Below are 14926 nucleotides of genomic sequence, written 5' to 3' on the forward strand. Positions count from 1 at the left end.
TTATAGTTGGTGAAATATTGGTAATTCTAGATAATTGTCACTGCTTGCTTGTAATTTCAGGTAAAAATTGCGGCTGCCGCAATTCGCCGACTCGTCGGGATTTGCCGCCTGGCTAGTGCTGCGATGTACAGGTGGCGATAGTGATTTTTTGCTTCTAACACGTTACGTGCCGCGTAACCTGCTGTTACTTGCTGGCCGATGCGGGTCGGCATACTGTGCCTCCATCGGTCCACCAGTTTTGTTGTAATAAATATGCAGGCCGGCCCTTGTGGCGACTCCCTATCCATCGATTCGATGGATAGGGCAGTGTCTGTCGCTCCCGTGCAAGTTGGTGTCATGGCATATGGATTCCTTGAGTACGGAACCGATACACTTTCAACCAATCAATGAGGAAATGATCATGCAAACGATCGGCAGCTTGAATCTTGCGAACAATGGCGGCTTTGTCTGCGCTGGCAAAGTGAGTTTTATCGACCCCAATGGCGGCACGGGAACGTCTGATCGCTGGGATATGATCGCGCTTGGCCAGAACGAGACGATGAAGCCAGGTGACAGGGGCGTGGCAAGCGGTTCGCTGGTGCAGATGTATATCGACATCGTGGCGGGAAACGACCGTACGGGAGGAACTTACTTCCTGTACGACCCGGCTTCGCCACGCTGCGCCAACTACAGCATTACGGGCACGACGCTTAACAGCACGGTGCATTTTGGCGGCATCACGCCAGTCTGATCAGGGGGCGTGGTCAGGCTGGACGGTATCGTGTCCCTGGTCTGGCTGCGCCGGTGCAGGCGGAAGCCGAGCATAAAATGGCTGCCTGGCATGGCACGGGAAAGCGAGCTGGTTCCCGGATTGCCTTGCTGGCGGTATCGGCTGAGTCCTGCCTTGGCAGCAGCCAGCGTTTTATCGGCGGAATGTGCGGATCGAGGATCTTTTCCGCTGATGTAAATCCGATGTGAATTTATAGGCGCCCACCACAGCAGCGGCAGCGGCAATGCCCAGCCCGTAAAATCCCATTCCCCAACCTACTTGAATGTCCGTACTCGCGTATTTATTCAGGAAAAAGGGCGCCGCATAGATCAGCGCAAGGCTGGCAACCCCAAAAACGCCCGCTCCTATCTTGGACGCCTCTGCAACCTCCCCCTGCGTGGCGCCATACACGATGTCGCCTCGGCAGCCTTGGCACACATGCGCGCCAACATTGAATTCGAAATGGCATTGATAGCAACTACTTGTTTTTTGAGCCAATTAAATTCTCCAGATAAATGTTTATTTATGGAAATTATCATAGATTGTCTGAAGTTTAATTGTCAAGGGCAGGGCATCGTGCCGCCGCAGCTGTCTTACCGCCCCGTAACCGCCGGCGCCAGCTCGATCGAACTCAGTTTCCAGCCCCAGATGCCGTGTCGCTGCAAGACCAGCGCGCCGTTTTGCGTCTTGCCATCCTTCGCGCGCACGACGAACTGGTTGATGCCGGCATAACCGGCCCGGTAGTCGGCCTTGTTGCGTCCGCCATCGGCTGCTGCACCGGCCCCTGCGCCTGCATCCATCTGCGGGCTGACGGCGCTGTTGTTGACGAGCGCGACGACGCCGGCGGGCGAGACCATGGCGTCGACCATCTTGCCCAGCATGGCGCCGGCAATCGATTGGCCGAGGGCGGCGAGCGGGTTGTCGCTGCCGGCCACTGCCTGGATGCTGTTGGCCATGTTCGCTTCCAGCTGGATCTTGACGCTGTCGCGCAGGGCGGGGAAGTCCACGTGCGCGGCCAGCGCGTCGGCATTGCGTTCGGCCAGCGCGGTCTTGATCTGGTGCAAGGCGTAATACGGCGAGGCATAGATGGTGGCGGCGATGGTAATGGCGGCTACGGCGGCGGCGATGGTGATTTTTTTCAAGGGATGCCTGTGTGATGAAAGGGAAAAGGGCGCTGTCACGCCGCCTCGCATGGCGGCCTGAAGCGGGCGAGCGCAGCGTATCTGTTAAATGAAAATGCGGCAATAGTAATTTCTTGCCATTAGCTTGCGCCGCATCCGCTGGCCTGGCCGCGCCAGGTGCCGATTCCCGGCCCCTATGGAGGGGAGGGGGGCCGGTGCTGTATAATGGGAGAAAAGTACTTAACTAGCTGTTTTAACTGAATAAAGACCTAATATCACATGCTTTCAACCGCAAATATTACGATGCAGTTTGGCGCCAAGCCATTGTTTGAGAATATCTCCGTCAAGTTCGGCGACGGCAACCGCTATGGTTTGATCGGCGCCAACGGCTGCGGCAAATCGACGTTCATGAAGATCCTCGGCGGCGACCTGGACCCATCGGGCGGCAATGTCATGCTCGATACCAACGAGCGCCTGGGCAAGCTGCGCCAGGACCAATTTGCCTTTGAAGACATGCGCGTGCTCGACGTCGTCATGATGGGCCACACGGAAATGTGGGCCGCCATCCAGCAACGCGACGCCATCTACGCGAACCCGGAAGCGACCGACGACGACTACATGCAGGCGGCCGAACTGGAAGGCAAAGTCTCCGAATACGACGGCTACACGGCCGAATCGCGCGCCGGCGAGCTGCTGCTGGGCGCCGGCGTCGCCATCGACCTGCACCAGGGCCCGATGAGCAATGTCTCGCCGGGCTGGAAGCTGCGCGTGCTGCTGGCGCAGGCGCTGTTCTCGAACCCGGACATCCTGCTGCTCGACGAACCGACGAATAACCTGGACATCAACACGATTCGCTGGCTGGAAGACGTGCTCAACGAGCGCAACTCCACCATGATCATCATTTCCCATGATCGCCACTTCCTGAACCAGGTGTGCACCCACGTGGCCGACATGGATTACGGCACGTTGAAGATTTATCCAGGCAACTACGACGAATACATGTTCGCCTCGACCCAGGCGCGCAACCAGCAACTGGCCAACAACGCGAAAGCGAAAGACAAGGTGGCCGAGCTGCAGGAATTCGTGCGCCGCTTTGCCGCGAACAAGTCCAAGGCCCGCCAGGCGACGTCGCGCGCCAAGCAGATTGAAAAGATCAAGGTCGATGACATCAAGCCGTCGTCGCGCGCCTATCCCTTCGTGCGTTTCGACGGCGAGAAGAAATTGCACCGCCTGGCCGTGGAAGTCGAGAATATCTCGAAAGGCTTCGACCGCCAGCTGTTCAAGAATTTCAGCATCATGGTTGAAGCTGGCGAGCGCATCGCCATCATCGGCGCCAACGGCGCCGGCAAGACCACCATGCTGCGCTGCATCGCGGGCGACATCGCCGGCCTGCAGCCGGACCAGGGCCGCGTGAAGTGGGCGGAAAACGCCAACGTCGGCTACATGCCGCAAGATCCGACGGAAGATTTCGCCAAGGATACGAACCTGACCGACTGGATCGGCCAGTGGACGAAAGAGGGCGACGACGACCAGGCCGTGCGTTCCATCCTGGGCCGTTTGCTGTTCGGCGGCGACGATGTGAAAAAGGCTGTCAAGGTACTGTCCGGTGGCGAGAAGGGCCGCATGATGTACGGCAAGCTGATGCTGGGCCGCCACAACGTGCTGATGCTCGATGAGCCGACCAACCACATGGACATGGAATCGATCGAATCGCTGAACATCGCGCTGGAAAAATACGCGGGCACCCTGATCTTCGTCTCGCATGACCGCGAATTCGTTTCCTCGCTGGCCAACCGCATCATCGAGATCAAGGAAGATGAAGTGGTCGATTACCGCGGCAATTACGAGGATTACCTGAAGAGCCAGGGTATTGATTAATTTTGTAGGGTAACGTTCCGTCGGATTACGCGCTGTGCGCTGATCCGACCTACGTCAGAGTGAGTTGACTGGGTTGGCCGCGTAGGTCGGATTGGCGGGGCCGCCGAGGCGTAGCGTAATCCGACATTACAATGCCAGCCTGCAACGCCAACCGCCAGCACCACACCGACGCGCCGCGGTCCTTTCGTTCCGGCGCACTTGCTTTCATGCGATAGTGCCGGTCTATTCCGTTTTTGTTTGACACAGCCATGCAAACTTTAGCAATCAAATCCGTCGAGTATGAACATCCACAAGACGGAGCCAGCTGCACTGCCCACGCCTGGGCACGCACGCCAGCGACGCCTTCCCCGGCCGAAAAAGCCGAACTGATCACGCGCATCAAGCGCCTGCTGATCGAGCGCGAAGCCGTGCTCGTTGCCCACTACTACGTTGATGCTGACCTGCAAGACCTGGCGGAAGCGACGGGCGGCTGCGTCTCCGATTCCCTGGAAATGGCCCGCTTCGGGCGCGACCATCCGGCCAAGACCCTGGTCGTCGCCGGCGTGCGTTTCATGGGCGAAACGGCCAAGATCCTCAGTCCCGAGAAAACCGTGCTGATGCCCGACCTCGATGCGACCTGTTCGCTCGACCTCGGTTGCCCGGCCGATGAATTCACGGCCTTCTGCGACGCCCATCCCGACCGCACCGTCGTGGTCTACGCCAACACCAGTGCGGCAGTGAAAGCGCGCGCGGACTGGATGGTGACGTCGTCCATCGGCCTCGACATCGTTGCCCATTTGCATGCGCAGGGCAAGAAAATCCTGTGGGCACCCGATAAACACCTGGGATCGTACATCCAGAAGCAGACGGGCGCCGACATGCTGCTGTGGCAAGGCAGCTGCCTCGTGCACGACGAATTCAAGGGCATCGAACTCGATCTGCTCAAGGAAGAGTATCCGCAGGCCAAGGTGCTCGTGCATCCGGAATCGCCGGCCAACGTGGTGGCGCTGGCCGACATGGTGGGCTCGACGTCGCAAATGATTGCGGCAGCGCAAACCATGGACACGGATACCTTCATCGTCGCCACCGACAATGGCATCCTGCACAAGATGCGCGCGGCGGCGCCGGGCAAGCGTTTCATCGAAGCGCCCACGGCCGGCAACAGCGCCACCTGCAAGAGCTGCGCGCACTGCCCGTGGATGGCCATGAATGGCTTGCTGAACCTGGCCGAAACGCTGGAAAACATGCACAACGAAATCCACGTCGATCCCGCCGTCGGCCAGCTGGCCGTGCGCTCGATCAACCGCATGCTCGACTTCGCCGCCGCCAAGAAGGCTGGCCTGCAGCCGGGCGCCGATCTGGCAAAAGAAACTAAATTGTTCCAAGGAATCGGTCCAGCATGAGTACCCTCGTTAATTCTTTCGCTCCCTTCGACCCGGCCCTGGCGCGCGCGTTCGAGGGCAACTTGCTGGCCGCCCTGCTGGAAGACGTGGGCCAGTGCGACCTGACGGGCGAGCTGGTGCCGCCCGACCACATCGTCACGGCCCGCGTCATCGTGCGCGAAGCGGCCGTGCTGTGCGGCGCGCCATGGTTCGAAGGCATCATGAAAAGCCTGGACCGCAGCATCGACATTACATGGCATTACGCGGAAGGCGACATGATGACGGCCGACAGCGTCGTCTGCACGATACAGGCGCCGGCGCGCGCCTTGCTCACGGCCGAGCGCAGCGCCCTCAATTTCCTGCAGCTGCTGTCGGCCGTGGCCACGGCCACGCGCCAGTACGTGGACGTGGTGGCCGGCACCAAGGCGTCCATTTTAGATACGCGCAAGACCTTGCCCGGGCTGCGCCTGGCGCAAAAATATGCGGTGCGCGTGGGGGGCGGCAAGAACCAGCGCCTGGCCCTGTACGACGGCATCCTGATCAAGGAAAACCATATCGCGGCGGCAGGCGGCGTCAGCCAGGCCCTGGAAAACGCGCGCAACCTCGACGCGGGCGTGCCCGTGCAAATCGAGGTGGAAACCCTGGCGCAACTGCAGGAAGCGCTGGACGCGGGTGCCGTCTCCGTGCTGCTGGATAACTTCAGCAACGACATGATGCGCGACGCCGTGCAGCTCACGGCGGGCCGTGCCTTGCTGGAAGCGTCGGGCGGCATCAATTTCGATACCGTACGCGCGATTGCCGAGACGGGCGTCGACCGCATCTCGATCGGCAGCCTGACCAAGGACGTGCGGGCCACCGATTACTCCTTGCGCATCGTCGGCTGATGACGGCAGCAGGGCGGCGCCTGGCGCGCACGCGCATGCTGGCCATGGCCCTGCTGTGGCCGGCGCTGGCCTTGCCCTTGCAGGCGCCAGCGCGCGAATTGCTGGCCGTGGGCGCGCAGTTCGAACGCGTGTTCGAGTACCAGGATAGCGGCGAATATGGCGGCCTGGGCGCGGAACTGCTGCGCCTGATGGCGGCGCGCACGGGCAATACCGTGCGCTTTCGCATGGTGCCGTGGGCGCGCGCCCAAGCCATGCTGGTGCAGGGCCAGGCCGATATCCTGATCGGCCCCTACAAGGCGCCGGACCGCATCGCCAGCATGGCGTTTTCCGACAAGCCGTTCTACCAGGACCAGATCGTCTTCTATACGCGCCAGGATGCCAGTTTCGGCTGGGATGGCGACTATGCGACGCTGAAGAACCGCAGGGTGGTGCTGCTCAATGGCTGGGCCTATGGCTCGGACTGGGAGCGCGCGCGGCCCGGCTTGCAGGTCAGCGTGGCCAACAACGTGGAAAATGGCTTGAAAATGCTCGTGCATAACCACGTCGACGTGTTTGTCAGCAACCGCCGCAATACCGATCCCGTCATCGCCCGGCTTGGCTACGGACGCCAGGTGAAACCCTTGCCGAAGGTCATAGAAGTGCAGAACGGCTACTTTGCCTTTCCCCGTTCGCCCACATTCGACAAGCTGCGCCTGCAATTCGACCAGGAACTGAATATGCTGATCGAGACGGGCGAACTGAAAAAACTGGGCAAGCGTTTCGACGTCAGCGTGCCCTGACGGGCGTGCCGCCAGTGCGGCTCAGCTTGCCTATCTCTCCTGCGCTTGACGCGCCTCAACCATGCCGCATGGCCTGGCTATACCCTGACAACAGGCAGCGAATACTGTCCACCTCGTTGAAGGGAGACGCCATGCATACGCACCACATCAGCAAGCTTGTCTGCGCCGGGTTCACCGCCGTGCTGGCCGGGGTCCTGTTTGCCTGCGGCGGCGGCCACCATCACCACAAGCCGCCGAGCCTGGAAGGCTATGGCGCGACCAGTCTCGTGTCCGATACGGCGCAGCTGCCCGCCGCGCACACGGATGCCAAGCTGGTCAATGCCTGGGGCCTGGCCTTCAATCCCCGCGGTTTCGTCTGGGTGGCGGCCAACGGCACGGCGAAATCCACCTTGTATGACGGCAATGGCGTGCCGCAATCGCTGGTGGTCAGCACGCCTGCGGGGCCGACCGGCATCGTTTTCAACGGCACGCAGGATTTCAAGCTGAGCCGGAACGGCGTGACGGCGCCCAGTCCCTTCATTTTCGCCGCCGAGAACGGCAGCATTTCGGCCTGGTCGCCCTCGGTCAGCCCGACCACGGCCCTCGTCGTGTTCGATGGCGGCGCCGGCGGCAGCGGCTACAAGGGCCTGGCGATGTCCCGCCATGCCGGCGCCAACTACCTGTATGCGGCCGATTTCCACAAGCAGCGCATCGATGTGTTCGATGCCAGCTTCGCCAGAGTCAGCTGGTCCGGCGCGTTCAGCGACCCCGGCATGCCGGCCGGCTACGCGCCATTCGGCATCCAGGCCATCGGCGAGCGCATCTATGTGGCGTATGCGAAGCGCAGCGCCAGCGGCGACGAGGAGGAGACTGGGGCCGGCTTGGGCATCGTCAGCGTGTATGACAGCGGCGGCACGCTGATCAGGCAACTGGTGCGCGGCGGGGCCCTGAATGCGCCATGGGGCATGGCGCTGGCGCCGGCCAATTTCGGCAGCGCCAGTCATGCCTTATTGGTGGGCAATTTTGGTGATGGCAGGATCAATGCCTATGATGCGGAGACGGGCGCGGTCATCGGCAAGCTGACGCAGGCGGATGGCAAGGCGCTGGAGATCGACGGCTTGTGGGGCATCGCCTTCGGCAATGGCGTCAACGGCCAGCCGGCGAACACGCTGTTTTACGCGGCCGGGCCGGACGATGAGACGCATGGCCGGTATGGGCGCATCGACGTGAAATAGGCGCTCATGCCATTGCCGCCCATGCCACCGGCGGCGGCATGGGCGTTCGCGCCGTTACAGCTGGCGCGCCTCGAACGTGTTGCACTGGGCGATCTGGCCGCTTTCGATACCCTTGCTAAACCAGCGCACGCGCTGCTCGGAGGTGCCGTGGGTAAAGGAGTCGGGCACGACATGGCCTTGCGCCTGGCGCTGCAGGGCGTCGTCGCCGATGGCCGTGGCCGCTTTCAGGGCCGCTTCCACGTCGCCTTGCTCGAGGATCTTGCGATCCGCATTCGCGTGATACGCCCACACGCCGGCGAAGCAGTCGGCTTGCAGCTCCAGGCGCACGGACATGGCGTTGGCCTGGCGCTCGGACGCCGTGCGGCGCGCATTGTCGACCTTTTCGGACAGGCCCATCAGGTTTTGCACGTGGTGGCCCACTTCATGCGCGATCACGTACGCTTCCGCGAATTCGCCGGACACCTTGAAGCGCTGCTGCATCAGGTTGAAGAAGTCCAGGTCCAGGTAGACTTTCTGGTCGCCGGGGCAATAGAAGGGGCCGCTGGCGCTCTGGCCCGTGCCGCATGCGGTCGGCGTGCTGCCCGAGAACAAGACCAGCTTGGGTTTTACATAGTTGCCGCCTTCGGCCTTGAACAGGTTGCTCCACGTGTCTTCCGTATCTGCCAGCACGGTTTTCACGAAGCGCGCCATCTCGTCCGATTCGGGGGGCTGGCGCGCGGGCGCCTGGCTTTGCTGGGTGCTGACCTGGCCACCGCCGCCGCTGAGCAGATTCAGCAAGGTCAAAGGGTTGACGCCCAGCACATACGAGCCGACGAGGGCGATGACGATGGTGCCGATGCCGATCGAGCGGCCGCCAAAACCAAAGCCGCCACCGCCACCGCCCCCACCACCGTCTTCGCCACGGCGGTCTTCCACATTGTCGCTTTCGCGATTGCCTTCCCATTTCATGATATCTACTCCTGCTGCGATTGTGCGATTGATTGGTGACGCCTCAAAATGTTTCTTGCGACGAATCTTATAATTATCGCAGCAAACCGCGCCGCGACAGGAGCGACAGTGTTACGCTTTGCAACTTTCCACCCACACGACAACAGGTAGATGCATGGTGCTTGCCAACGATACACTCATTTCGCCCGCGGCGGTGGTCCAGGCCCAACTGGACGCCTATAACGCCCACGACGTGCCTGCCTTGCTGGCCATCTACGCCGATGACGCCCAGCAATTCCAGCACCCGGATACCTTGCTGGCCACGGGCGCCGCGCAGATCGCTTCCCGCTTTACGGCCCGTTTTGCCGCCAGCCGGCCGCAGGCGCAGTTGCTCAACCGCATCGCCTGCGGCAAGCTGGTGATCGACCACGAGATCGTCCATGGCGACACGGACGATGGTGTTTCCGCGCAGGAACTGGTCGCCACGTATGAAGTGGCGCAGGGGCGCATCGCGCGCGCCTGGTTCAGCTTTGGCGCCTTGACGCGGCTGCGCGTGGCCCTGCCTAGCGACGTGCCCGCCATGAATGCGCTGATCGCCCGTTCCGGCGTGGAATTGAGTACGGGCTTTTATACGCTGGAGCAGGCCGAGGCCGTCACGCGCCACGTGTTTGGCGTCGATACGCAGCTGGTGGCCGACCAGACGTATTTCGTCATCGAGCGCGATGGCGCCATGCTAGCTTGCGGCGGCTGGAGCCGGCGCGCCACCCTGTACGGCGCCGACCGCGCCAAGAGCGGGCCGGACCCGCTGCTCGACCCGGCCAGCCAGCCGGGCCGCATCCGCGCATTCTTTGTCGACCCCGCGGCCGCGCGCCAGGGCCTGGGCAGCATGCTGATGCGCCATTGCGAACGGCAGGCGCGGGCGGCAGGGTTTACGGCGCTGGAACTGGCCGCCACCTTGCCCGGCGTGCCGCTGTACCTGGCCAGCGGCTTTGCCACCACGCAAGAGTTTCACCTGGACTTGCCTGGTGACATACAACTGCCGCTGGCGCGCATGCACAAGCGGCTGTGAGGCCATGCTTTACCAGGGCAGCGGCGCCTGTTCGCCGTTGCCATTTTCCGCGTAGTACAGCGAGGGCAGGAAGCGCGACAGATAGGTAAATTCGCTGTAGCAATGGCGCAGCAAGTTCAGGCCCAGCACGTCGGGTACGTCGCGCACGGGATCGAGGCTGTTGCGCCCCAGCAGGAAGCGGCTGCGCAGCACGCAGCCGGTGGACGTGTCGCGCGCCAGGTGCAGCATTTCGCCATCGAGCGGATCGCCTTGCGGGTCGAGTTCGACCTGGTCGCCAAAACCGATGCGCGCGCAGACGGCCGCCGACAGGGCGCCGCTCTCTTGCGCGTGGCGCAGCTGCGCCGCATCGAATACACACTTCGGATCATGGAACTTCAGCTTGGCTTTCACGGGCGGAATGTCGCCCAGCGCTTCCACCGCCTCGATCGAGGCGCCATGGTAACTCTCGCCCTTTTTCCAGACGCTGTTCCAGCCGTGATGGGCCACGTGGTCGTGCGGATGCCACCATTTGATGTGCTGCGTCGTTTCAAAGAACGTGAACCACCAGTCCAGCATGCGCCCGCTGCAGCCATGCAATTGCGTGCGCGCCGCCACCAGCAGGCAGCCGTCGTCCAGGCGCGTGACGCCCGTTTCCAGGTGCAGGGGGAATGGGTCGAGCAAGTCGCCCGTGCCGGCGATACGCCACGGTGTGGCAGGATGGTTTGTGTCAGCCATGTTGTTCTCCTTTGTTGAGGTGAGCCAATTATATATTAAAGAAACGTAAAACGTTTCCTAAATGTTTTTCAGTGTAAAATCGGCCATCGATCAAGCAGGAGCAGGCATGCAGGAAGCAGACAGCAAGACCATGCGCGGACGCGGGCGTCCGGCCCGTCCGCCCGAAGAGGGGCGCGAAGCGGCCGTGCAGGCGGCCACCTGGCTGCTGCTGCATGAAGGTTATGCGGCCACGACCATGGAAGCCGTGGCGCGCCACGCGGGCATGGCAAAGAAATCGCTGTATCAGTACGCGGCCAACCGCGAGGAGCTCGTGGCCCTCGTCGTGCGCGGCTGGACGGACGCCTTCCTGCCCGCCATGGCGCACGATGCGGCCACGCCCGCAGAGGTCCTGCCCTTGCTGAAGGACATATTGCAGGCGATGGCGGCGCGCGTGCTGACGGCCGACGCCGTCGGCCTGTTCCGCCTGCTGTGCACGGAGTTTCCCGCGCGTGCAGACTTGCTGGCCGCCTACCAGCGCAACGGCATCGAGCGGGGCACGGCCCTGCTGGCCGAATGGCTGCAGCGCCAGGCGGCGCGCGGCAGCGTGGCGCTCGGCAATGCGGGGGAAGTGGCTGGTTTGCTGCTGTCCATGGTGATTGCCGAGCCGCTGCGGCAGATGGCGCTGGGTTTGCTGGCGCCCGCGCCCGCCTGGGATGCGGCGCCGCGCATCGACGCCGCGCTGCGGCTGCTGGGCGGGCAGGGTTTCAGCCTGGCTGGTGCTTCAGCGCTTCGCGGTAGCTGAGCGCAGATAGTTGCTGGCGGTGTGCGCTGGCAAAGGCCAGCACGGCCTCGGGCGCGTGGCGCGCGTAGTCGCGCAAGGCCCAGCCGATGGCCTTGCGGATGAAAAACTCGTCTTCGTGGGCCAGCGCCAGCGCGGCGTCATACAGCCAGGCGGCATCCGTGTCGGCGCGCCAGCCCAGCTGGTGCAGCATGGCGATGCGGCGCAGCCAGAAGTCGTCATGGCGCAAGGCTGCGTCCATGTGTGCATGGCCGTCGCCGCCGCGCTTGTGTTCCGCCTGCAGCACGTCGCCCACGATGCCCGCCATGCCGTCGACGCTGTCCCACCACGCGCGCTGGCGCGCCAGGGCCAGCAGGGCGGGGAGGTGTGCCGGCGTCAGCTGGCGCCGGTGCAGGGCCAGCATGTCGAGCGCCACATGCTGGTATTCGCGTTCGGGCTCCTGCCACAGCCGCTGCGCGTGTTCCAGCAGGACATCGGCCCCAGCACCCTTCAAGCCCGCCAGCAGCGCCTTCGCGGCCAGGCGCCGCTGCGGCGCAGCGACGCCAAGAAACACGAACTGGTCGCGCATATAGGCCTGCATGGGCATGGCGCGGGCCGGGTCGGCGGCCGCTTGCAGGGCGGCTTTCAATTCTGCATGTAAACGCATGGCGTTCTCCGGGCGTAAAAAAAGCGCTCCAGGGAGCGCTTTATATCCGGGCAGGATGCCCGATTTACTGAATCTTTGCTTTCTTCATCAGTTCGTCGCGGTAAGCGGCGAGCTTCTTCTGTTGCAGCGATTCAGCCACCTGGCCCTTGACTTCTTCCAGCGACGGCAGCTTGGCCGGGCGGGTTTCTTCCAGCTTGATCACGTGGAAGCCGAATTGCGATTGCACTGGCGTTTGCGTGACCTGGCCTGGTTTCAGGGCGACCATGGCGTCGGAGAATGGCTTCACGTACGAAGCTGGGCTAGCCCAGTCCAGGTCGCCGCCATTGGCTGCGGAACCGTCTTTCGATACTTTCGCCAGTTCTTCGAACTTGGCGCCGCCTTTCAGCTTGGCGATGATGTCTTTCGCTTCCGCTTCGGTGGCCACCAGGATGTGGCGTGCATGGTATTCCTTGTCGCCGGCCTGGGCCTTGAACTTGTCGTATTCGGCCTTGATTTCAGCGTCCTTGACCGGGTTTTTCTTCACGTAGTCGGCCAGCAGGGCGTTGATGATGATGCTTTGACGGGCATTGTCGATCTGCGACTTGACTTCCGGACGGGTGCCGTAGCCTTGCTTGTCGGCTTCCTGGATCAGCACTTCGCGGCCGATCAGGTCTTTCTTGATGGCTTCGCGCAGTTGCGGCGAATCCGCTTGCTTGCCTTGGGCGACGACTTGCTTGACGACCTGGTCGACGCGCGACGATGGAATGGCCTTGCCATTCACGGTGGCAACGTTTTGGGCGAAAGCAGGGATCGCCGCAACGGCTACCAAGGCTAAGATCAGGCGGGCTGGCTTCAAAATCATGTTCATTCCTAATAGATATACAAAAGATCGCGTCTGGCGGACAGAACGCATTCAGGCGCAGAATACACGACCGGCGCCGAAAAGGGCGCCGGGGAGGTCAGTTCTTATTGAACTTTCGCTTTTTTAATCATTTCTTCTTGATACGCTTGCAGTTTCTTTTGCTGCAGCGCTTCAGCGATCTGTGGCTTGACTTCTTCCAGGGTTGGCAGTTTTGCCGCGCGGGTGTCGTCCAGCTTAATCACGTGGAAACCGTTAGGCGTTTGCACCGGGGTATCGGTGACCTGGCCTTTTTGCAGTTTCACGAAGGCGTCCGAGAACACTTTCGGGAACGACGATGGGGCTGCCCAGTCGAGGTCGCCGCCATTGTCGGCCGAGCCGGCATCTTTCGATTGCTTGGCCAGGTCTTCAAACTTGGTGCCGCCTTTCAGCTTGGCGATGACGTCTTTCGCTTCGGCTTCGGTGGCCACCAGGATGTGGCGCACATGGTATTCCTTGTCGCCGGACTGGGCCACGAAGCGGTCGTATTCGGCCTTGATTTCAGCGTCGGTGACGGGGTTCTTTTTCAGGTAGTCGCCGACCAGGGCGTTGATGATGATGGCCTGGCGCGCGTTCTCGATTTGCTGCTTGACGGCTGCATCTTTACCGAAACCTTTGTTTTCCGCTTCTTGCATCAGCACTTCACGGCTGATCAAGTCCTTCTTGATCATTTCGCGCAATTGCGGCGAATCCGGTTGCTGGCCTTGGGCGACGACTTGCTTGACGACTGCATCAACGCGCGACGATGGGATAGGCTTGCCATTAACGACGGCAACATTTTGCGCAAAAACAGGTACCGCGACAACGGCGAGTAGTGCGATCAGCAAGCGGGCTGGCTTAAAAGTCATTATTAAATCCTGTTAGGGAAAGTTTCGTAAAAAACGCATGGAAGAAATTCCGCATGGCGTAGGCTGCGGCGTATCCGCAAAAATGCGGATACGCCAAAAACGCCATCCTTATGCTACCTCGGACGGCGCCAATGCAACAATCGCCAATGCATGTATCTCATTATGCATCATATCGTGCACGGAATCATACACCAGTCGATGGCGCATGACGAGCCTGAGGCCTTCAAATTGACTAGAAATAATGCGCAAATTGTAATGGCCTCCGCCCGAAGCGGCGCCCGCATGGCCGCGGTGGCGTGCCGAGTCGTCTTCCAGCACGCATTCCAGAGGGGAAAGCGCTGTTTCCAGGCGGCTACGAATGCGCTGCATGCGGGTTTCCGGCGCGGTGTTTTCGGTGGTGGTATGCATCATGCGTCTTCCTTGATATGTTTGGCCAGGAACAGGGTTTGCGCCACGATGAAGGCAAAGAAGATGCCCGTCGCGCCAAATGCCTTGAAACTGACCCAGGCCGCCATGTCGCCCTTGTATAGCACGAAGGCAACGAACAGGTTCAGCGCGCCGATGGCGCCAAAGAAGATGATCCACGCGGCCAGCAACTGGTTCCATACGGCGTCGGGCAGCTGCACTTGCGCTTCCATGGTCTTGCGGATCAGGTTTTTCTTGAAGCCCACGTGGGCGATCAGCAGGGCCAGGCCGGACAGCCAGTAAATCAGGGTCGGCTTCCATTTCAGGAAGAAATCGTCATGCAGGTAAATGCTGGCGCCGCCAAACACGACAAAGATGAACAGCGACAGCCACAGCATGCCGTCCACTTTGCGTCCGCGCAACAGCAGGTAGCTGACCTGGCAGGCGGTGGCGACGATGCCGACGAGGGTGGCGAGTATCCACGGCGCCTGGTCGGCCTTGATCAGGCCGCCGGACACGAAGCCGGATAAATAGTGCTGCACGAAGTCGTGCGTGGCCGCTTCATACATGCCGCCCAGCTTGAAGGCGGCGAAGAAGGCGATCAGGGGGAAGAGGTCGAATAGAAATTTCATGGCGAGACTTTACTATGGTCTTGTTAAAAGCATCTTAGGAATGGC

Annotated in this window: 17 protein-coding genes; 8 read left to right on the forward strand and 9 right to left on the reverse strand. The window is 61.6% G+C overall.

The features are described from left to right. The first annotated feature begins 400 nt into the window (after positions 1–400). Entirely contained in the window at positions 401–730 is a 330-nt protein-coding gene (locus tag AC1RDJ_RS06790) for a hypothetical protein (protein WP_156894798.1), read from the forward strand. A gap of 171 nt (positions 731–901) precedes the next feature. Here AC1RDJ_RS06790 and AC1RDJ_RS06795 read toward each other — a convergent pair whose 3' ends face one another. After that, positions 902–1246 (reverse strand): hypothetical protein, encoded by a 345-nt coding sequence (locus tag AC1RDJ_RS06795; RefSeq protein WP_156894799.1) that lies wholly within the window; start codon positions 1244–1246, stop codon positions 902–904. A gap of 95 nt (positions 1247–1341) precedes the next feature. Beyond that, on the reverse strand, positions 1342–1890 hold the full coding sequence (locus AC1RDJ_RS06800; RefSeq protein ID WP_493027023.1) for a DUF2939 domain-containing protein: 549 nt from the start codon (positions 1888–1890) through the stop codon (positions 1342–1344). A gap of 258 nt (positions 1891–2148) precedes the next feature. Between AC1RDJ_RS06800 and AC1RDJ_RS06805 the strand changes: the two genes are divergently transcribed. The 5 genes from AC1RDJ_RS06805 (at position 2149) to AC1RDJ_RS06825 (ending at position 7985) form a co-directional block, all read left to right on the forward strand. Further along, positions 2149–3747 carry an ABC-F family ATPase gene (locus AC1RDJ_RS06805; RefSeq protein ID WP_034756044.1) on the forward strand — a complete coding sequence of 533 codons (1599 nt, stop codon included), beginning with the start codon at positions 2149–2151 and terminating at the stop codon, positions 3745–3747. A 248-nt stretch (positions 3748–3995) separates the two neighbouring features. Beyond that, positions 3996–5129: a quinolinate synthase NadA gene (gene nadA, locus AC1RDJ_RS06810; protein ID WP_493027024.1), complete on the forward strand. Its 1134-nt coding sequence runs from the start codon at positions 3996–3998 to the stop codon at positions 5127–5129. Further along, positions 5126–5992, forward strand: coding sequence for a carboxylating nicotinate-nucleotide diphosphorylase (gene nadC / locus AC1RDJ_RS06815; RefSeq protein ID WP_493027025.1), 867 nt, complete (start codon positions 5126–5128; stop codon positions 5990–5992). Before nadA ends, nadC begins: the two co-directional genes overlap by 4 nt. Further along, positions 5992–6771, forward strand: a complete 780-nt coding sequence (locus tag AC1RDJ_RS06820; RefSeq protein WP_289886621.1) for a substrate-binding periplasmic protein — start codon at positions 5992–5994, stop codon at positions 6769–6771. The genes nadC and AC1RDJ_RS06820 overlap by 1 nt, the downstream gene beginning before the upstream one ends. 131 nt (positions 6772–6902) lie before the next feature. Then, on the forward strand, positions 6903–7985 hold the full coding sequence (locus tag AC1RDJ_RS06825; protein WP_493027026.1) for a TIGR03118 family protein: 1083 nt from the start codon (positions 6903–6905) through the stop codon (positions 7983–7985). Positions 7986–8039: 54 nt separating this feature from the next. On the opposite strand, the gene ypfJ is transcribed toward AC1RDJ_RS06825, so the two are convergent. Next, the gene (gene ypfJ / locus AC1RDJ_RS06830; RefSeq protein WP_071323522.1) at positions 8040–8933 is read right to left on the reverse strand and encodes a KPN_02809 family neutral zinc metallopeptidase; all 894 of its coding nucleotides are present in this window, start codon (positions 8931–8933) and stop codon (positions 8040–8042) included. 154 nt (positions 8934–9087) lie between these two features. Between ypfJ and AC1RDJ_RS06835 the strand changes: the two genes are divergently transcribed. Further along, the gene (locus AC1RDJ_RS06835) at positions 9088–9981 is read left to right on the forward strand and encodes a GNAT family N-acetyltransferase (RefSeq protein WP_493027027.1); all 894 of its coding nucleotides are present in this window, start codon (positions 9088–9090) and stop codon (positions 9979–9981) included. Positions 9982–9990: 9 nt separating this feature from the next. On the opposite strand, the gene AC1RDJ_RS06840 is transcribed toward AC1RDJ_RS06835, so the two are convergent. Then, positions 9991–10695 carry a DAPG hydrolase family protein gene (locus tag AC1RDJ_RS06840; RefSeq protein ID WP_071323523.1) on the reverse strand — a complete coding sequence of 235 codons (705 nt, stop codon included), beginning with the start codon at positions 10693–10695 and terminating at the stop codon, positions 9991–9993. Positions 10696–10801: 106 nt separating this feature from the next. Between AC1RDJ_RS06840 and AC1RDJ_RS06845 the strand changes: the two genes are divergently transcribed. Beyond that, on the forward strand, positions 10802–11476 hold the full coding sequence (locus tag AC1RDJ_RS06845) for a TetR/AcrR family transcriptional regulator (RefSeq protein WP_493027028.1): 675 nt from the start codon (positions 10802–10804) through the stop codon (positions 11474–11476). Here the strand turns inward: AC1RDJ_RS06845 and AC1RDJ_RS06850 are convergent. The 5 genes from AC1RDJ_RS06850 to AC1RDJ_RS06870 form a co-directional block, all read right to left on the reverse strand. Then, positions 11439–12119, reverse strand: a complete 681-nt coding sequence (locus tag AC1RDJ_RS06850; RefSeq protein WP_493027029.1) for a DNA alkylation repair protein — start codon at positions 12117–12119, stop codon at positions 11439–11441. The genes AC1RDJ_RS06845 and AC1RDJ_RS06850 overlap by 38 nt on opposite strands. 64 nt (positions 12120–12183) lie before the next feature. Continuing rightward, positions 12184–12960 (reverse strand): peptidylprolyl isomerase, encoded by a 777-nt coding sequence (locus tag AC1RDJ_RS06855; RefSeq protein WP_071323526.1) that lies wholly within the window; start codon positions 12958–12960, stop codon positions 12184–12186. 104 nt (positions 12961–13064) lie between these two features. Then, on the reverse strand, positions 13065–13844 hold the full coding sequence (locus tag AC1RDJ_RS06860; protein WP_493027030.1) for a peptidylprolyl isomerase: 780 nt from the start codon (positions 13842–13844) through the stop codon (positions 13065–13067). A 108-nt stretch (positions 13845–13952) separates the two neighbouring features. Then, complete coding sequence (locus AC1RDJ_RS06865; protein ID WP_232251260.1) at positions 13953–14255, reverse strand: BolA family protein; 303 nt, start codon at positions 14253–14255, stop codon at positions 13953–13955. After that, positions 14252–14881, reverse strand: a complete 630-nt coding sequence (locus AC1RDJ_RS06870; protein ID WP_071323528.1) for a septation protein A — start codon at positions 14879–14881, stop codon at positions 14252–14254. The genes AC1RDJ_RS06865 and AC1RDJ_RS06870 overlap by 4 nt, the downstream gene beginning before the upstream one ends. Positions 14882–14926: the final 45 nt, after the last annotated feature.

Source organism: Janthinobacterium sp. GW822-FHT07H10 (assembly GCF_058798675.1).